The organism is Phyllobacterium brassicacearum, from assembly GCF_003010955.1.
In the GTDB taxonomy this organism is placed as follows: domain Bacteria; phylum Pseudomonadota; class Alphaproteobacteria; order Rhizobiales; family Rhizobiaceae; genus Phyllobacterium; species Phyllobacterium brassicacearum.
The window spans coordinates 442,446-461,123 of the sequence record NZ_PGGO01000001.1 but is presented as its reverse complement, the minus strand read 5'-3'; the positions used below and the strand labels follow the sequence as shown (position 1 = coordinate 461,123).

Sequence of the window (18,678 nt, the reverse complement as noted above, 5' to 3'; positions counted from 1 at the left end):
CGGGACATGCGTAACCGCCATCCGCTCAAGTCCGCGGTCTCTGTCCCCGGAACAGCGGTTGTTGTTTCTCGATCAGTTGCGCCAGCCGCTCGACCAGCGTTCTGATTTCTGGACGGTGCCGGTCGTCATTGTGCATGACAATCCATTGCCGGTGATAGAGATCCTTGATGTCGTCCCCGGCACGCAGCAATGCGGGGTCTGCGTCGCCCACGAAACAAGGGAGCACGCCTCGCCCTGCACCGCTGCGCAGCAGGTCGTGCAGCATGCGCGGTGTGTTTGCCCAGACCGTTACCCAAAGATCCTTTTGCGCAAGCAACCAGCGCGCAGAGGGGGTCACGGCATCGTCGGCGCCGATGCCGACCCAATTGCAATCCCGCACCATGTTGAAGTGGCTTGCACAATAGGGCGCGTAGGCGACGTCGCCGATGGGCCGGGCGGCGAGGGTGTTACCTTCCGGATAGCGGTTGCGAATGCCGATCTCGGCCTCGCGATGTGCAAGATCAAGCCGGATTTCAGCTGTCTTGAAGCAGATGCGAAAAGGATCTGCCGGCGTCCACAACTGATCCAGATTAACGGCCATGAAATGCGACATCCAGCTGCCCGCTGAAATCCGAACCGCCGGCAGTTGGTGGACATGCTCGTTCCAGGCGCCAATCGACTGGGCGACGTCGTTCATTGCGACGACATGTGTCAGCAGCGCCTGACCATCGCGGGTCAGCGAGTAGCCGGTCTGCCGCCGCACGAACAGGCCCCTTCCCATGTGACGCTCGAGCGCTAGCAGGCGTCGTCCTATTGTGGCCGGACTGACGCCAGTCTTCTCCGATGCACCCGTCAGGCCGCCCTCGCGCGCGACATGAAGAAATAGCTTAAGATCGTCCCAGTTCTCATTTTTCATTTTCAAAAAACGCGTTTCAGTCGTGCCGGTAGAATTCCCGGAAATTCTGGTCAAATTAAGCGTCTCCAGCAAGTGATTTTTCATTGGAGATAGACATGGACGCTTATTTGCTTTGGGCATTCGCGCTTCGGCAAATCGCCGGTCATCAGCCGCGCACGTTGACGGAGGATGAATTCTACGCGCATTCCGGTTGGAGTAAGGGCAGGATTTCAATCCAGATCCAGCGCATGATACGAACCATTGTCAGCTAACTCACGACACATGCCGCGAAACCGACAATCCCTCGTCGCGTTCCGCTCTTGACCCCGGATATAAGCTTGGCATTGTGCGCGCATGAGTATCTCCGCCGTCCCCTTGCCGCCTGTTACCGGGCCAAACCCCGCCAAGAGCTCTTCGGAGGTCGCGGTCGGCTGCCTGCTCGTTGCGGGCGCGGCGATTGCCTGGAGCACTGGCGGCGCCTTGACCCGCTTCGTCGAGGCGGAGGACAACTGGACCATCGTTTTCTGGCGGTCGTTCTTTGCCGCGCTGTTTCTGCTCTGCTTCATGCTGGTGCGCGACGGCCCGCGCGGCACCTGGCGTTTGTTTCAGCACATGGGGCTGGCTGGCCTCGGCGTCGCCATCTGCTTTGCCACCGCCTCATCCTGCTTCATCATCGCGTTGTCCTATACGACCGTCGCCAACGTATTGCTGTTGCAGGCTGGCGTGCCGCTGTTTGCGGCGTTGATTTCGTGGGCGCTGTTCCGCGAAAGGGTCAGCACAGCGACCTGGATCGCCATCGCCGTGGTCATTGCCGGTGTCGCCATCATGGTGTCGGATTCGCTCGATGGCGAGGTCTCGCCGATCGGTGACATGCTGGCGCTGCTGATCGCTGTCTGCTTTGCCTCAGCTACCGTCATCACCCGCCGTCATGCGCATCTGCGCATGACTCCGGCCGTTTTCCTCGGCGTTGTCATAGCCGCAGTCGTCGCCTCGCTTATGGCCAGGCAATTCTCGGCAAGTGCACGCGATTTCGGCCTGCTCTTTGCCCTCGGCGCAGTCAATCTCGGACTCGGCCTTGCGCTGTTCGTCAGTGGTGCGCGGCTCATTCCCTCTGCGCTGGCCGCGCTGATCAGCACGCTCGAGCCGGTGCTTGGCCCGGTCTGGGTCTGGCTCCTGCACAATGAGGTTCCTGCGCCGCGAACCGTCATCGGCGGCGCGATCATCCTTTGCGCTTTGCTTATGCATCTCGGCTGGGAATATCGCCGCCAGAGGCGGGCTTTACCCGCCTGACGGGTATTGCCGGCGGCGCTTCAATCGCGGTGCACAAAAAGATCACGATCCTGCAGAATTCGGTGACCGAGCAGCGCCAAGCCAGTTGACGAAGTCATCGCAATCTAAAAAGGTAGGCCAACTACGGGAACCACGGCATTGCTACAGTAAGCATGCCGGCAGCATGGAGACATAAATGGGTATAAAGTCTGTTCTTTTGACGGCCACACTCGCGCTCGGCCTTGCCTCGTCGGCTTGGGCTCAGGAGCGTGTCGTCAATGTCTATAACTGGTCCGATTACATCGACCCTTCCATCCTGGAAGAGTTTACCAAGGAAACCGGCATCAAGGTCGTTTACGACACCTTCGACAGCAACGAAATTCTTGAAACCAAGCTCCTTGCCGGCGGCTCAGGCTATGACGTTGTTGTGCCCACCGCATCGTTCCTGCAGCGGCAGATCGCGGCGGGCGTGTTCCAGAAGCTCGACAAGTCGAAGCTGCCCAATCTCTCCAACACCTGGGATGTCATCAATCAGCGCATCGCGACATATGATCCCGACAATGAGTATGCCGTCGACTACATGTGGGGGACCACCGGTCTTGGCTACAATGTAGCCAAGATGAAGGAAATCACCGGGTCGGATGAAAAGCCCACATGGGACGTGCTGTTCAAGCCTGAAGTCGCGGCGAAGTTCAAGGATTGCGGTATTCACATCCTCGATTCCGCCTCCGATGTTCTGCCATCGGTGCTGGCATATCTGGGTCTCAATCCCGACAGCAAGGATCCGGATGAATTGGCCAAGGCAGGCGCGCTGCTTGAAACGATCCGTCCCTATGTGCGCAAGTTCCATTCCTCGGAATATATCAACGCGCTGGCCAACGGCGATATCTGCCTTGCTCTTGGCTATTCCGGCGACATCCTCCAGGCCAAAGGGCGTGCCGAAGAGGCCAAGGCTGGCGTGAACGTCGACTACGCCATCCCGGCACAGGGTGCGCAGATGTGGTTCGACGTCATGGCGATCCCGGCCGATGCGCCGCACGTGGCGGAAGCGCATGAATTCATCAATTACATCCTGAAGCCTGAGGTTGCGGCAAAGGCAACGGACTTTGTCTCCTATGCCAATGGTAACAAGGCCTCTCAGGCGTCGATCGACAAGGCCATCCTTAACAATCCGGCGGTATATCCAACGCCGGAGGTCCTGGCCAAGCTGTTCACGGTGACGCCTTATGACACGAAAACGCAGCGTGTGGTCACGCGGCTATGGACGAAAGTAGTCACAGGCCAGTAATTCTCAAAAGACCCCGGCAGCCAATGCCGGGGTCTTTCACGTAATGCATAGTCAGACAGGGGACCTCATGAAATCATTGGGAAGTTTTCGTCGCAAGTTCGCACCCTGGAACGATCCGGAAGCAAAGCCCTTCATTGCCATCGAAAACGTCACCAAGAAATTCGCTGATTTCACTGCCGTCGATGATCTGTCCCTGAATATCTACAATCGTGAATTCTTTGCACTGCTCGGCGCATCCGGCTGCGGCAAGTCAACGCTTTTGCGCATGCTCGCCGGGTTCGAGGAGCCAACGGCCGGCCGTATTCAAATCGACGGCCAGGATATGCGCGGAATCCCGCCCTACAAGCGCCCGGTCAACATGATGTTCCAGTCCTATGCACTGTTTCCGCACATGACCGTCGAGGGCAATATCGCATTCGGCCTCAAGCAGGATGGCATGCAGAAGGGCGACATCGAAGCTCGCGTCGCCGAAATGCTCAAACTGGTCAAGCTTGAACGCTTCGCCAAACGCAAGCCGCACCAGCTCTCCGGCGGCCAGCGCCAGCGTGTAGCGTTGGCTCGTGCTGTCGCCAAGCGTCCGAAGGTTTTGCTGCTGGACGAACCTCTCGGCGCGCTGGACAAGAAGCTGCGTGAAGAGACCCAGTTCGAACTGATGGACCTGCAGATGAAACTCGGCCTGACCTTCGTGGTGGTGACCCACGATCAGGAAGAGGCAATGACCATGGCCGATCGCATCGCAGTCATGGACAAGGGCAAGGTCATGCAAGTGGCGACGCCAGCGGAAGTCTACGAAGCGCCAAATTCGAAATTTGTCGCGGATTTCATTGGCAATGTGAACATGTTCGAGGGTACGACCGCAGCGGTAGGTAATGGCAAAATCGATATCGCCGTCGCTCCTGAAAATTTGACCATTCGCACCGAAGCGTCGAGAAGTTGCACGATCGGCCAGCCTGTCGGTTTTGCTATCAGGCCGGAAAAGATCCGTATCAGCCGCAAACAGCCGGCGGATTCATCTATCAATTCCGCCTACGGCGAAATGTGGGACATTGCCTATTTCGGCGACATGACGGTTTTCCACGTGAAGCTCGAAAGCGGCAGGATAATCAAGGCGGCCAGTCTCAATGCTGTGCGCACGGTCGAGGAGCCTCTCGGTTATGACGATATGGTCTGGGTCAATTTCGATACCGACGCCGGTATCGTTCTGACCGCGTGAACGAGGGCGATGTCATGCAAAGATTGATATCGTCAATTGCCAGCCGCCTGGTCATCGCGGTCCCCTACCTGTGGCTGCTGATCTTCTTCCTCATTCCCTTCATTATCGTCTTCAAGATTTCACTGTCGCAAGGGGCGACGTCAATCCCGCCCTATGCGCCGACTTTCGATTTGTCAGCGGGTTGGCAGGGGCTGAAGGATAGTTTTGCGCAATTCTCATGGGACAATTACGTCTGGCTGGTCGAGGATCCACTCTACTACAAGGCCTATCTTTCAAGCGTGCTGATTGCCGCGGTATCGACGCTCCTGACCCTCATCGTCGGCTACCCCATCGCCTATGGCATGGCGCGCGCGCCGACCACGATAAGGCCAACACTGCTGATGCTGGTCATCCTGCCGTTCTGGACCAGCTTCCTGATCCGTGTCTATGCCTGGATCGGCATTCTGAAGCCCGAAGGACTGCTGAACCAGTTCCTGATGTGGGCGCATGTGATCGACACGCCATTGAACATCCTCAACACCAACACAGCTGTATTTATCGGCATCGTCTATTCCTATCTGCCGTTCCTCGTGCTGCCAATCTATTCGGCACTGGAAAAGATGGATTACTCGCTTGTTGAGGCTGCGGAGGATTTGGGCTGTCCGCCCATCCTCGCCTTCTGGAAAATCACCTTTCGCCTGTCGATGCCCGGTGTCATTGCCGGTTGTTTTCTGGTGTTCATTCCGGCAGTCGGCGAATTCGTTATTCCTGATCTGCTCGGCGGATCGCAGACCCTGATGATCGGCAAGACGCTGTGGAGCGAGTTCTTCTCAAACCGCGACTGGCCGGTCTCATCCGCGGTTGCCGTGGTCCTGTTGTTGTTGCTGGTCGTACCGATCGTGCTGTTCCAGCGCGCCGAATCGCGTGCACGGGAAAGCGAGAAATAACATGAACACCACCTGGTCTCGCTTCAATATTGTCTCACTGGTTCTCGGCTTCGCATTCCTCTATTTGCCGATCGTTCTCCTGGTCGTCTATTCCTTCAACGAATCCCGCCTGGTGACGGTTTGGGCCGGATTCTCGACCAAATGGTACGTTTCACTCTTCAACAATCAGCCCTTCATCGATGCCGCCTGGGTAACGATCCGCGTAGGCCTCATCTCGGCTACAGTCGCGACAGTGCTTGGGACACTGGGCGCATTGGCCATGACCCGCTATACCCGCTTCCGCGGGCGGCTTCTGTTCTCGGCAATGATATACGCGCCGCTGGTCATGCCCGAAGTCATCACCGGTCTTTCCATGCTGCTGCTGTTTGTTGCGATTGGCTTCGACCGTGGCATCTGGACCATGGTCCTCGCCCACATAACCTTCTCCATGTGCTTTGTCGCGGTCGTTGTCCAATCGCGGCTGGTCACTTTCGACCGCTCCCTGGAGGAAGCTGCAATGGATTTGGGTGCAACGCCGGTCACCACCTTCTTCAGGATCACATTGCCGGTGATCCTGCCGGCCGTTGTCTCGGGGTGGATGCTGGCCTTCACCCTGTCGATCGATGATCTGGTTATCTCGAGCTTCACGTCGGGGCCGGGCGCAACCACCTTGCCGATGCGCATCTATTCGCAGGTCCGGCTCGGTGTTACTCCGGAGATCAACGCCGCCTGCACCATCCTGATCGCAATTGTCGCCGTCGGTGTGATCATTGCATCCATCGCCAACAAGCGCCGCGAGGTTCAGAAGGCGCGCGACGAACAGGCGGCCGCCAGAAACTAGCAATCGGTAGCAACCTCAGAACCCTTCGAGCGCATGCAGATGCAACTCTGCGTGCGTTGTCGCTCGCCCCAAACTCGGCCATAAATCAGGATTGGCGTTGAGGCGCGATTAGTTTGAGGGCAGGAGCAGGGAGCACGGGGCCAGCGGTGCATCGGGGAAGATGGGCCTCCCCGACCTCAGGGCAGGGGCCATGCCTTCAAACTTGTGACGCGATGTGGTTTAGACCGCTGAGCATCACCCTGGAAATGAAAAGACCCGGAATGGCTGGCAAGTCACTATCCGGGTCCATTTCATTTGCTAGGAACGGGAGGGTGGGCGCAAGCTCATCCTCCTGCTCCAAGGACAGTATATGATTTCCATCCTATTTCCAAGGGTTGTCCCGGGGCGTCCTGCGAACTCGTGACTACGATCTGCCATAGAAATTCCGCGCGGCCAACCGGCCGCTGGCGGGCATCGCGAGCTGGACATGGTCAATTCCTTTGATCGCCATCGCAGCTCCGCATCAGTCCTACTGCGAAACGATTGGCGAAATAAAGGGATTGTCCCATGAGCCGCCAATGAAGAACCGCGTGTGATTGAAAGTCGGTTCCGGCTTCGGCGCGTCGGCGGTAGTACCCTCTGGCGGTGCCGGCGCGGCAACAGGTACCGCGAAATCCCCGGTCAGCGCGAGGCTCTTACCGATCAGCGTCACGATACCCGCAAAACTGAGGGTGCCCTGCTTGTTCTGGATTTGCGCGGTATCGAGCGCTGCGACGCCGTCCATGATATTGGCTTTGATTTCCAATCTGTCGAAAGCCAGCCAGGCATCCGTCTTCTCGTTGAGGCTGAAGAAGCGGTCGGTCTTGGCCTTGCTGAGCAGACTGTTGAAGTCGAGGCTGCGAATCTGGCCGGAACCAAACCGCATGCTCAATGTTCCCTTGGCACTGGCCAAGGCCGTGGACCAGCGCGATATGGGTCCCTTCAGCACAAGCGACATCGTACCCTTGCCGAGTTCGAAGCGGTTTCCCAGTCCAAGCAGCGATGCGATGGAAGCGCTGTTGACATCGGTGCCGTTGAGACGGAGTTCTCCGAGAGCAGCTCCGTCGCCTTCGTCCGCAAGCTGGAAGCTGGCCGCGACCGAGCCGTCGAAGGCCGATGCCTCGCCAATATCGAAAATGGCCCTTCCGTTGCGGATCTGAGCTGTTGCCGCCACCTTGGCAAGATTGACCGGACCCAACGATGCGTTCTGAGCTGAAACACGCAGGTCCAGGTTGAGCTGATTGAGGAAAGCCGTATCGATCACGGCATCCGCAGCGGTCGTGCCACCAGGCAGGGGCATGAAACCGGAAAACACCGAATGAAGATCCAGTGTTTCGAAAGCAAGTGTCCCCGCAACGCTTGGTGTTCCCTCATCAAGCACGACCTCGATCACACCCTTTGCCGGATTGTCGTTGAGCGTCGCCGTCAGGCCATCCAGTTTCATCCTGTTCGCTGAACCCGACACGGATGCGTCCAGCGTAAAACTGCCAATTGGCGCCCCCGGTATCGTCGCCATTCTTGACCATTCAAGCGTTCGGCGCAGCGATGGCGAGGTCAGCGACAACGTTCCTTCAAAGAACTGGTCCTTGGAAATGTCGGCCGATCCGTTGAACGAAAGTGTTAGCGGCGTTGAACTCAGATTCATCTGCAGCGGGCTGGTTCCTCCCGCTAGCAGCAGCAAGGCCCTGGTAGCGGAACTATCGACTTCCGTCTCCTCGCCATGCCATATGGCTGTACCGCGGAAACTGGCGACACCGGATGTCTGTGGCCAGTCAAAGACACCGCTGATGCTTGATATCTGTTCTTCCGCGCCATTGATCGGCCGTTTGAACGTGACCATCGCATCTTCGAGACGCACCCGCCCGAACGGCTGCGATGACACGGCACTCATGTCTGGTTTCCCTGGATTGGCCTCGACAGCCGCGCGGGCCTCGCGCACGACATCGCCAATCCGTCCGTCGCTTTTGGCAAGAGACTCGCCAATTTGCGACAGGCTCTTGATCGGTTCATCAATGACAAACCGTGGCCTGACGATCTTGGTTTCCGTGAATTCGATGTTGCCAACGAGGGCCGAGAGCAGCGACAGGTCGACTTCGATCCGTTCGGCCTGCATGAACGGCGCGCCCTCGCTCTGCCATGGATTGCGAATGCTCACATCACCCAGCGATGCACTGAAAACAGGAAAGAACGATATCTGTGGCGACTGGCGGGATTCGACGGTGTAGCCAGTCCAGTTGCTGATTTCCTGGATCAACCGTGCCCGGATCAGATCGGTGCTGACGAGATAGGGCAGGGCAACAAGGACTCCTCCGGCAACGAGGGCCATCATCAAGATCGTTAGGAGAAGGTTCCTTGGCCTGTACCAGGACATGAGCGTTTCCGATACTCCACAATCCGCAGGTCGCTAATCCCGCGGAGTTTTTATGCATTGTCATTGACGGTTTAGCGATCATGCGTGGCAATTCAAGTCGTTAAGGGCCGTTTAAGGTCAAATTGTTGCATATTGTAACAATTGCGTGCTCGGCGAAGCCAGTCTGCGGGCATAAGCGCGCCCCGCCTCTCGCAATTCATCGTCCGAAGCCTTCATCGTCTCATATACTGCAAATGGTTCGGACCACGGCAGGCCGCAACGATTGGCCGTCACGCGCAGCGGGTTCAGGATTTCTCCGAGGGGCAAGAGGTTCGCGCCGTGCAGGGAATAGGCGGGCGCCGTATTGCCTGCTGTCACTGCGACCGTTAACGGCTTGCCCTCCAGCACCCGGCCTTCGGTCTCGTAGTTGATGTAATACATCCGGGTCAGAACGGCGTTCTGCCACGCCTGCAGTATCGGCGGCGCCGAATACCATTGGATCGGGAACTGCAACACGATCTGCTCGGCGCCAAGCAGCCTCTCGACTTCGGCGGCCACGTTGATCTTGTTGTCAGGATAGGCCGCTTGCACGTCGAAGATTTCCGTATCGGCAACCAGCGAGGCTGCATCAGCGAGAGCGCGGTTGGCGCGGGAGCTGTTGAAATCCGGATGGAAAATGAGGATCAGGGTTCTTGGCATTGGCATGTCTCCTTTGGTTGATTGGAGAATGCCAAGGGTGACAAGATCATTCCAATGGATGATCAATATATCGTATTATAGATTTCGTGGATTATTCGGCGAGTACGCGTGTCGAAGGAAAGGTTATCTCGACCATCGTCCCGCGTCCTGGCGTGGAATCGATCGTGAAGTTTGCGCGATTGGCTTCGGCCATCGCCTTGGTCAGCGGCAGGCCAAGGCCCGTGCCATCGCTGCGCGCATGTTTCGGCGTGGTGATCTGCTTGTAGGGCCGCAATGCCTGCTCGACTTCCTGCCGGGTCATGCCAATACCAGTATCGCGCACGCGCAGCAGCACATCGCCGCTCGCTTCATAACTTGTGGAGACGATGACCTGTCCGCCCGGTCCGGTAAAGCGGATGGCGTTGGACAAAAGGTTCAGCGCGATCTGCGTGATCGAACGATGGTCTGCAACAATGTCGGGCAGTCGAGATGTCAGGCTCGAGCGGATGATGACCCGCTCGCGGTTCGCTTGCGGCTGCATGATCGCAACGGCTTCCGTCAGTGCTTCATTGAGCGATACCGCCTCGAAATCCATTTCCACTGCACCGGCCTCGATCTTCGAAATATCCAGAAGATCATTGACCAGCGACAGGACGTGATTGCCGGAACGGCTGATGTCATTGAGGTAATCGCGATAGCGTTCGTTGGCGATCGGGCCGAATTTCTCATCCGCCATCAATTCCGAGAAGCCGATGATCGCGTTGAGCGGCGTGCGGATCTCATGGCTGATCCGGGCAAGGAATTCGCTTTTCTGGCTCGATGTCCGTTCTGCCTCGCGTTTGGCGCTTACGAGCTCCTCTTCCGCCCGCTTCCAATGGGTAATGTCGCGCAGCACGGCGCAATATCCCTTGGACGCATCGAGTTTGCCGATTGTCATGAACAAGGGAATGAAGCGGCCCTGAGCCTCGCGGCCGATAACCTCACGCCCGTCATTGAGCAGGCTGGCGACGCCATTGTCGGAAAGGCTGTTCAGGTAATCCATCGCCGCCCGCTGGCTTTCGATGGCGAACAGCAGCGAGAAGGCCTTGCCAGTTACGTCTTCCGGTTCGTAGCCGAAGAGCGCTGCAGCGGAATGATTGATCGAACGAATTGTGCCAGTTGAATCGAGCAATACGACACCATCGGTCGCCGTATCTAGAATGGCGTTGAGCTCGTCGACGCGCGTCTGCAGCAATTGCCGTTCGCTCTCGTCGAAATGGGTGCCGGCAGCAACCTGCGGCGACAGCGCCAGCAGCAGAGCGCGCTCACCATTCTCAGCGCTGTCATCCCAGCGAACCGCCTGCAGATGGGCCTGAACTCGCGTTGTCGAGCCATCGCTTCGCCGCAGGTTCATGCCCCCTTCGTCTTCGTCATCGCTGTCCGGCCCGTCGGCGAATAGGGTGCTCAAACCGCCGGCTTCATTGATCGCGCCGGCACTTTCGTACCGGATTGTCTCCAGCAGCGCCGGGTTCGCATAAAGGAGCTCGCCATGGCGGTGGATCAGTACCGGCAACGGCAATGCCGCAAGGATGGACGTGTCCACACCCTGACGCGCTTGCGTCCGGATATGTTCGGCAAAGTCTCCGGCAGGAGCTTCCGCCGCCGTCGTCTCTGTCGATTCGTCGATCGCCTTCGCTGCTTGCTGGGGTTCAAATCCCGGGCCAACGACCTCGGCGTCCGGAATAGTCGCCTTCTCGGCAGACGGCTCTGGTGCGACAGGCTGCTGGGTTACATGCACGGCCGACTCCGTCTCGGCGTCCCGGCCAGTTCTCGGATTGTCGCTCAGCACCTCCCGGCGCAACCGTTCGGCAATTTCGCGGAACGCATTGCGCTCGGCATCGTTGAGGCGGCCGTCATCACGCAGCGGCCGCTGCGTCTTGAGCGGAATGACATTGCCCTCGATGCCTTCGAGGTGCGCGCCAGGACGTTCCTGAGTACGTGGCGTGATGGCAATCGCCGGCGTTTCCCCGTTAAAGGCGTCGACTTCTTCAGCGGTCCCCATAGGCACGGCCTGGTCGTCCCTTGCCTCAGGCGTCTGTTCGGTCGGTGAGTCCGGCGCTTCCACAAATGTCATGCCGACAGCCTTGGGGTCGACGGCCACGTCGCCCACGCGCACCACGCCGAAACCGCGGAAGCCGATGAAGACGCGGTCGCGCGAATAAATGGGCAATGCGGCCAGTTCTATGGGCGCACGCAGATTGGTGCCCTCGATCGGCCACAAGACCGTGCGGCCCGACCAGGTGTCCCGCCGTTCCAGAAGTTCAGCGATTTCCTCGTTGGTGTCGAGCCCGTAACTCGCGGCGACATCGCGAAAGGATCTGCCAATGACCGCAGCCGATGCCGGTCCGACTGCCGCGGCAAATTCCGGTGAGATTTCACTGAAATGGGCCTGCGCATCGACCTTCCAGGCAAAGCGGACCGGTGCTGTCGATGGCGTATATTCAAAGCCATCCGGGGCCCTTGCGAAATGCCCCTCGGAAGCCGCGTGCTCGTTCGCCGGTTCAAATGCGAGCGACGTCCACGCTTCGCTTTCCTCTGCGAGAGGGGTGGCCTCGATGTTATTGGCGGTGCCGGGTGCCGGGTGTTCCGGGGATTGAGGCAAGCTGGCACCAATGGATGGCGCATCTTCGCTGGCAACCGCGGCTGCCGGCTCTTCCTCCGGCTCGATGGCAAACAGCAGATGCAGGGCAGGGCTGTCGGTCAGCCTCGCTATGCCCGTTGGCACTGCACCCTTCACCGTTTGCACCGGGCGCTTTACCAGCCGGTTTCGCTCAAGCCGTACTTCGCGCACGAGATCGCCGAGGATCTTGTCATGGAATCCGAGCCTGTGGAAATGTTGCGACGCGGCAATGACCGCACCGACAGAATTGATGATGGCCGCATGGGCAGACCGGTCACCAAAGCCCTTGATTGCCAGTGTGGCGGTGCTTTCCGCCGAGCTCGTCCGGTCGGTATTGGCGATGGATAGAAGGATGGCCTGCTCGCCGCGCGGCAAGGCAAGATCGCTCGCCTGAAATGTCAGAATGCGGCTCGAAAGTCCGAAGGCGACACGGAGCGTTATCGTGCGTCCATGACCGATGGCGGGAAAACCATCGAGCGCCATGAGCTGCCGCCGTGCCTGAATCCCGAGTACATTGTCGCTGTTGAGAATATCGTCGATCGATCCATAGCCGAGCATCGACGCACCCTGACCATTGGCCCAGATGACCCGCGCAAGATCCGGCGAGATGACAACAAGCGCGTCGCCATTGGCGAAATGCTCGCGGATCTCGTCCAGGACGGCGATGTCGATAAATGGGTAGGTTCCAGACGCCATATGTTAACCAGCATTCCCCAGGTCGTGTGGACCTACGCAATCGACCGCATTCATGCGGCCGTCTTAATACTTTGTTAATAATGATCCAGCCGCCGCTCGTCCACTCACAGCCCCTTATCTTACATGTCTTTCTCTTGGTTTAGTTAACTTCCGCAACCGCGGCGCAACCGTCCACATAATAATTTTGATGTAGAAACATGCATTTGATTGTGCGCTGCAAAATAAATGTTGCAATGCACAAAAAGTTCGATTATATAGCGTTTATCAAATCAGTTGCAGAGGCAGTGACCGTCTGCACCAAGGAAGGACACCAAAATGAGCAAGACCACCAAACAGACTGCTGATGCGTTCTCGATCCCTACTTTTGACGCCACCGCTGTAACCGACCAGGTTCGCGAGTTCACCGAGAAGGGCGTTGCTCAATCCAAGGAAGCTTATGCCAAGATCAAGGATCAGGCTGAAGCTGCACAGAAGACCCTCGAAACCACTTTCGAGACCGCTCAGTCCAACACTGCTGCTCTTTCGCTCAAGGCCCTGGCTGCGCTCCGCGCCAACACCGAAGCCAGCTTCGCTCATATCGAAGCTCTGATCGGCGTAAAGTCCTTCGGCGAAGTGATCGAACTGCAGACCGCATTCGTTCGCAAGCAGGCAGAAGCCATCTCCGGCCAGGCCAAGGAATTCCAGGCTGTTGCCACCAAGGCCGTTGAAGAAATCTCCGCACCGGTCAAGTCGGCTGTCGAGAAGGCAATCAAGGATGTCAAGGTCGCCTAATCAGGCATCTGACAACAAGCAACACTGCAACGGCAATTTCCCCCCAGCCGTTGGAGACGCGAGACTCTGGATCCTCCCACCGGATTCTCGCACCAATAGAAAAGGCCGGATCCATTCCGGCCTTTTTCTTTTTTCTGTGAGTTTTTGTCTTTGTTGCATCGAGTGCTTGCAAAAAGCGTCAATCCTCCGTATGTGACGCCTGTCAAAAACTTGGCGGTACGCGGTCGTAGCTCAGTTGGTTAGAGCGCAGGATTGTGGCTCCTGAGGTCGGTGGTTCGAGCCCACCCGACCGTACCATTCAGCTAAGTCAGCAAATCATTCAAATTCGGGTATCTGTATCAGTTTACGCGCAAGCATGGTCCGCATGCTCTGCCTACCCGGACTGTTTCAAAAGGCAAGCGTCACTAAGCGAGTTAATATAATTTATCATGATATTAAACATAATAAATTTTACTTATCCATGCTTTGCTGGTTCCATACCTCCTGGGCGAGGAGCCAGGGAGAGAAACCATGACAACAGCACCACCAGACGCATCAAATCCTGTGCGCAATGCGGCAGTGCTCATCGCGCTGCAGTTCAGGTCATTGCGGCTTCGGGGGATTTTCACTTCGCTTATGGGGCGCGGCCTCGCAGAGGTTGAGCAGGCTATTCTTACCTTCATGCGCTCAGATGCGTTCCTGGGGTCCGAGTGGACTCCCAGAGAACTGCATTTTTTTCTATCCGAGACGCTATATGGCAAGAGCGACGATGCGGACCGCGCTTGGAAGAGCCCAGCTCTTGAGGTGTCCATTCGCCAGGCGCTGGCTTCACTGCAGCACAAGGGTCTGGTCAAAAAGCATACTGTGCCGCGTCAAGGGTGGTTAGGCTCGCCGCTCGAAATAAAGTGGAGCTTGGGTGACGCGGAGATGAACGAGGACAACGCTGAAACCAGGGCCCGCAAGCTTGTGCGGAAACGGTGGCTTGCAGCATTGATCGGTTAAGGGGATCCTTCAACCACACCAATGGTAGCATGCCTATGACCATGATCGCTCACGGTATCATCTTGCGGACCTAAGATGATCAGTTTGCCGCTGGTACCGGGCAGTCCAGATCGCCTTCATTGCACTGCAGATAACCCTTGAGCTCGTTGATGCGCGTTTTGGTCATCTCGGCAAGGCAGGTATTGCTGATGAACGGATAGGCCGTTCCACCTTGCACGGTGGAACTTGAGAAAGCGCATTCGGCATCACGGAAGCCAACCCAGCCCCGTTGAGCTTCAACCAGCAGCTTCTTGGTGTCAGCATCATCCTTCAGCCGGCCTTCGATTTCCTTGTAAACCTTGTTCAGCTCATCATCAGCCTTGCTGTACTGCTGGCCCGAACAAATGTTCATGTCAGTCTGGTTCGTCTTATCTCCGCAGTTTTCCTCAGCAAACGCAGGCGCTGCCAGAACCAGGGCAACCGACAGTAACAAAGCTCTCATCATAGTCCTTTCTCCACATAAGATAGTCAGCCATGAGCCCGCGCGAGTGATCAGAATCGATGCGAGGGCCATTATCCGTTTGTTTCCACAGCAGGAGGGGACCAAACGCCGTTCGTCACCTCCACCTTTGGCCAGTAGGCACGGATATAGAGCGAGAATGCACCTGTTTTCGGGGCTGGCAGCCAGTTGCTCTCGAATTCTTTCTTGGGCGGCTCAGCTTGGACGTAGATCGTCAGGGAGCCGTCTTGGTTGTATTTGAGAGACTTGTTCTTGGTGCCAACGGAATAGCGTTTGAGTGCGTTCGGCTCGAAGAAATGATGCTCGTTGTAAAGTGTCAGTGACCAGAAGCCGTTCACTGGTGGCGTCTCGCCCTTGGGGAAGGTCACCGTGTATGTCTTCGACGCGCCCAGCCGTTTCCCGTCCTTGTCCAGGTCCTGGTAGAAATATTTCGTCTCGATTGGGGCGTTAACGAAGATATTGGATTTGGCGACGGCGGTACGGGTGAAATAATCCGTCCCGAAGGCCGCGTTGTTGGATGTAGTTGTCCAGTTGTGCGGCAGAGGGAGTCCGTAGTTCCGAAACTCAAACAGCGGCTCGACAAGACGTTCGTTGGCATCTGCAGCAGCCTTGTCCACTGCCTCCCTGATTTTCGGGTCGGACTTGGCGGCGTCGATGACACTGAGAACCTGGGCGTAACGTGCTTCCTCACCAGGCAGGGGTGGTGCATCGGCAAGCGCGACGGCCAGGCTGTCAAAGAACGATTTGGCAGGTACCCATGGTGTCTCGGCACTCCCTTCGCCTTCGGCAGGCAACTTCTTCACCTTGCTCCAATCGACCGATTTCATCTTGCCGTCGAACTGGTCGAGCGGATACATCATGATGCCGCTGAGGACGGACTGGATACTCTTGCGGTCTTCGGCAGTATCGTCCTGGAAAACACGCGGAATGACATTGCCTGTGTTGGTTGACGATCGGAATACTTTGGTCACGCCCTTCGGGGTGTCGCCCTTCCAGTCCGGTCCAACCAGCATGTAGAATCCGGGCTGTGTCCCATACATCTTCCCCAACTGCGCAAAGCTGTCGGTCCTGAGGTCGACAATCTGGTAGACCCAGAAACGGTCACCGAAATCCGGTACCTGAATAATGACTGGCGACTTGTCGAGGGCGATCAGACCAGCTCCGTAGACGACATCCTGATTGGGGCAAGCCACTGCGCGTTCGTCCGGCTCGATATAGTCGGTCAGCATTGTCAATTGGTTCAGCGGGGCCAATGGGGCACCGCCCGAGATGACGTTTTCGGGCAGCTGCGAGAACTTGATGCGCCGATTGGTCATGTTCACGAGTGGCCAAGCCCACAGGAACGCGTCGCGCGCCACCAGTTCCGCATATTCCGATGTGATGCGTGTTCCTGCCACCGGCCCAGTCGGCATCGTGGCACCCCATCTGGGGGAAAGCCCAATTGGATCAGCGCTTGCGGACAGACTTCCGGAAAAGGCAATTGCGATAACGGTCACTGCCAGGCTCTTGAAGCCGTTGGTGTCTTTTCGTAGCAATTGCATCTCCATGTGTTGGAAGAAGTCTGTTGCGATCCCGGTAGATTCGAGAACGCTACCAAGGCTACATTTCGGGACGGCCAAGGAAAGTACGTTACAGTTACCAAACGGGTAGTTTGAATGCGCAATGATACGAGGCGAGAATTGCTCCCGATACTCTTGGCTCATGAAAAGCGTTCGACCTGTGCGACAGTTCGACGGCGGTCAGGCCTGATCATTCTTTGATTTGGAGGGGGCACTTGTAACCATCGTGGGCGCGGCGGTATCGAGATATCGCCGGAGGCCGGCTTCGGCATTACGAAACATGCGATCCTCACCAACGCGGTCGGCAAGGCCTGACCTTCGTATAAACCCGAGGACGTCCGGATTGAGGCCGGCCAGCCAGATTGAGATTCCCTCTTCCGCGAAGCGGCGTTCGCCATCGATCATCATTTGCAGCGCGGAATACTCAACATCGAAGACGCGGCTAAGGTCGAGCATAAGGACTCTTGGTTTATGATCAGCAACGAGTTCCCGGATCCGGTCGGCGACCTGCTGGGCGTTCGCAAAGAAGAGCCTTCCTTCGGGACGCACGATCAGGAGGCCCTCGAAGGTCTCGTCATCCGGATGCTCTGGCGATATTGGGCGCAGCAGGTCCTCGCCCCGTTTGCGGCCGATCACATGGATGCGCGGATGCGCCGCCTGACTGGAGAGCCCAAGCAGCGACAGCACGATCGCAACGATGATGCCTTGAAGCGTACCGAACGCGAGTACGCCGAGGAAGGCCGCGAGTGCCCACCGGAATTCCATTGTTCGGACTTTGCGGATCGACGCGAATTCAAGCGGCTGGATCAGACCAATCGAATAGACGATCACGATGGCCGCGAGCACGGCCTGCGGTAGAAGCCCCAACAGCGGGGCCAGAGCCAGCATGGTTGCCGCCGAGACCGCAGCGGTAACGAGAGACGCCTTTTGTGTCCGCCCTCCGACGGCGCGCACCACCGCGGTCTGCGATGTCCCGCCACCAGCCGGCATGGCCCCGAAGAAAGCGCCAGACAGGTTGGCTGCGCCAATGGCGATAAGTTCCCGGTTCGCCCGGATCGGCGGCTCCGACGGGGCAGCGAAGGCCCGGCCGGCGGCGATCGTCTCTGTAAAGCTCATGAGCGCTATGCCGATCGCCCCGGGGAGCAGCATTATCACGAGGTCGGGCGTTGGCAGCGTTATGGATGGCAATGATTGGGGAATGTGGCCGACTGTTGCCACACCAGCCCCACTCAGGTTGCCGAACCAGGAAATGGCGATGCCGGCAGCGACCACCGCCAGCGGCGCCGGCGAGTGCGGCCAGATGCGCTCCGTAATGAGAAGCAAAACGAGGGCTGTCAATCCAAGTGCCAGCGTGACAAGGGAACTCTCCGGAAGATGCTGGATGAGGCTGAGCACGTCGCGAAGAAAACCCTCTTTTGCTATGTGGATGCCGAAAAGCTTCGGCACCTGATCAAGCACGATCACGAGACCAATGCCGGCCTTGAAGCCGATCAGCACCGGCGCTGAAATCAGATTTGCAACGAACCCGAGACGAAGGACAGAGGCCATGATAAGCAGGGCCCCGGTCAGGGCCGTGAGCGTTGCAGTCGCTGTTATAAGCTTCGCCGGGTCTCCGTCCGGCACCACCATGCCCAGCTCTGCGGCGGTGAGTATTGCCAGCGTCGTTGTTGAGCTGGTGCTCAGGACCCGTGATGTGCCCAGAAGGGCATAGACGATCATCGGAACAAAGGCCGTGTAGAGCCCGACGCTGACTGGCAGGCCAGCGACTGTCGCATAAGCCATGGCTTTGGGCAGGACAACTGCCGCCGCCGTGAGGCCCGCGACCAGGTCGGGACGCAGCCCGAAGTCGGGCCGGTGGGATGGATGATCCATGCCGTGGGATGCCATCACGTAACGCCCCCTATTGTCCGCAGTGTAGCTGCCTAACTAAAATAACACACAGGTTGAGAAAAATACTGACCCTTATAAGAACTTACCGCGACACGCGTGTGAGAGCCAATATCGCAACGCGTCAATCGGATCCTTGTCGATTTCGATCGCACATTATCCGGCCAACACAGCTATTCCATTCACCCGC

At 57.7% G+C, this 18,678-nt stretch carries 14 protein-coding genes, 1 tRNA gene and 1 pseudogene; 9 read left to right on the top strand and 7 right to left on the bottom strand.

The window, feature by feature from the left end:
- Window positions 1-25: 25 nt before the first annotated feature.
- Complete coding sequence (locus tag CU102_RS02260) at window positions 26-895, bottom strand: LysR family transcriptional regulator (RefSeq protein ID WP_106709308.1); 870 nt, start codon at window positions 893-895, stop codon at window positions 26-28.
- A gap of 95 nt (window positions 896-990) precedes the next feature.
- Between CU102_RS02260 and CU102_RS29645 the strand changes: the two genes are divergently transcribed.
- The 6 genes from CU102_RS29645 (at window position 991) to CU102_RS02235 (ending at window position 6,390) form a co-directional block, all read left to right on the top strand.
- Window positions 991-1,146, top strand: a complete 156-nt coding sequence (locus tag CU102_RS29645) for a hypothetical protein (protein WP_166648287.1) — start codon at window positions 991-993, stop codon at window positions 1,144-1,146.
- An 82-nt stretch (window positions 1,147-1,228) separates the two neighbouring features.
- Window positions 1,229-2,164 (top strand): DMT family transporter, encoded by a 936-nt coding sequence (locus CU102_RS02255; protein WP_106709307.1) that lies wholly within the window; start codon window positions 1,229-1,231, stop codon window positions 2,162-2,164.
- A 175-nt stretch (window positions 2,165-2,339) separates the two neighbouring features.
- A complete protein-coding gene (locus tag CU102_RS02250) occupies window positions 2,340-3,431 on the top strand; it encodes a polyamine ABC transporter substrate-binding protein (protein WP_106709306.1) in 1,092 nt (363 codons plus the stop codon).
- Window positions 3,432-3,498: 67 nt separating this feature from the next.
- Window positions 3,499-4,644 (top strand): ABC transporter ATP-binding protein, encoded by a 1,146-nt coding sequence (locus CU102_RS02245; protein ID WP_106709305.1) that lies wholly within the window; start codon window positions 3,499-3,501, stop codon window positions 4,642-4,644.
- Between the two features lie 14 nt (window positions 4,645-4,658).
- On the top strand, window positions 4,659-5,570 hold the full coding sequence (locus CU102_RS02240) for an ABC transporter permease subunit (RefSeq protein WP_106709452.1): 912 nt from the start codon (window positions 4,659-4,661) through the stop codon (window positions 5,568-5,570).
- Between the two features lies 1 nt (window position 5,571).
- On the top strand, window positions 5,572-6,390 hold the full coding sequence (locus CU102_RS02235; RefSeq protein ID WP_106709304.1) for an ABC transporter permease: 819 nt from the start codon (window positions 5,572-5,574) through the stop codon (window positions 6,388-6,390).
- Between the two features lie 508 nt (window positions 6,391-6,898).
- Here CU102_RS02235 and CU102_RS02230 read toward each other — a convergent pair.
- From CU102_RS02230 to CU102_RS02220, 3 genes and pseudogenes are all read right to left on the bottom strand, one after another.
- Entirely contained in the window at window positions 6,899-8,779 is a 1,881-nt protein-coding gene (locus tag CU102_RS02230; protein WP_106709303.1) for an AsmA family protein, read from the bottom strand.
- A gap of 117 nt (window positions 8,780-8,896) precedes the next feature.
- The gene (locus CU102_RS02225; protein WP_106709451.1) at window positions 8,897-9,457 is read right to left on the bottom strand and encodes an NAD(P)H-dependent oxidoreductase; all 561 of its coding nucleotides are present in this window, start codon (window positions 9,455-9,457) and stop codon (window positions 8,897-8,899) included.
- 91 nt (window positions 9,458-9,548) lie between these two features.
- A pseudogene (locus CU102_RS02220) lies at window positions 9,549-11,897 on the bottom strand (histidine kinase dimerization/phospho-acceptor domain-containing protein); the annotation flags it as partial.
- Window positions 11,898-13,106: 1,209 nt separating this feature from the next.
- Here CU102_RS02220 and CU102_RS02215 point away from each other — a divergent pair.
- The 3 genes from CU102_RS02215 to CU102_RS02205 all read left to right on the top strand — a co-directional run bounded on the left by CU102_RS02215 (window position 13,107) and on the right by CU102_RS02205 (window position 14,543).
- Window positions 13,107-13,562 carry a phasin gene (locus CU102_RS02215; RefSeq protein ID WP_106709301.1) on the top strand — a complete coding sequence of 152 codons (456 nt, stop codon included), beginning with the start codon at window positions 13,107-13,109 and terminating at the stop codon, window positions 13,560-13,562.
- Window positions 13,563-13,782: 220 nt separating this feature from the next.
- A tRNA-His gene (locus CU102_RS02210) sits at window positions 13,783-13,859 on the top strand.
- A 213-nt stretch (window positions 13,860-14,072) separates the two neighbouring features.
- Window positions 14,073-14,543 carry a hypothetical protein gene (locus CU102_RS02205; RefSeq protein ID WP_133624357.1) on the top strand — a complete coding sequence of 157 codons (471 nt, stop codon included), beginning with the start codon at window positions 14,073-14,075 and terminating at the stop codon, window positions 14,541-14,543.
- A gap of 79 nt (window positions 14,544-14,622) precedes the next feature.
- Here the strand turns inward: CU102_RS02205 and CU102_RS02200 are convergent, their stop codons facing one another.
- From CU102_RS02200 to CU102_RS02190, 3 genes are all read right to left on the bottom strand, one after another.
- On the bottom strand, window positions 14,623-15,096 hold the full coding sequence (locus CU102_RS02200) for a lysozyme inhibitor LprI family protein (RefSeq protein WP_342588732.1): 474 nt from the start codon (window positions 15,094-15,096) through the stop codon (window positions 14,623-14,625).
- The gene (locus tag CU102_RS02195) at window positions 15,096-16,577 is read right to left on the bottom strand and encodes a DUF1254 domain-containing protein (protein WP_245425122.1); all 1,482 of its coding nucleotides are present in this window, start codon (window positions 16,575-16,577) and stop codon (window positions 15,096-15,098) included. Before CU102_RS02195 ends, CU102_RS02200 begins: the two co-directional genes overlap by 1 nt.
- Before the next feature lie 204 nt (window positions 16,578-16,781).
- Window positions 16,782-18,488: a SulP family inorganic anion transporter gene (locus CU102_RS02190; protein ID WP_106709298.1), complete on the bottom strand. Its 1,707-nt coding sequence runs from the start codon at window positions 18,486-18,488 to the stop codon at window positions 16,782-16,784.
- Window positions 18,489-18,678 lie beyond the last annotated feature (190 nt).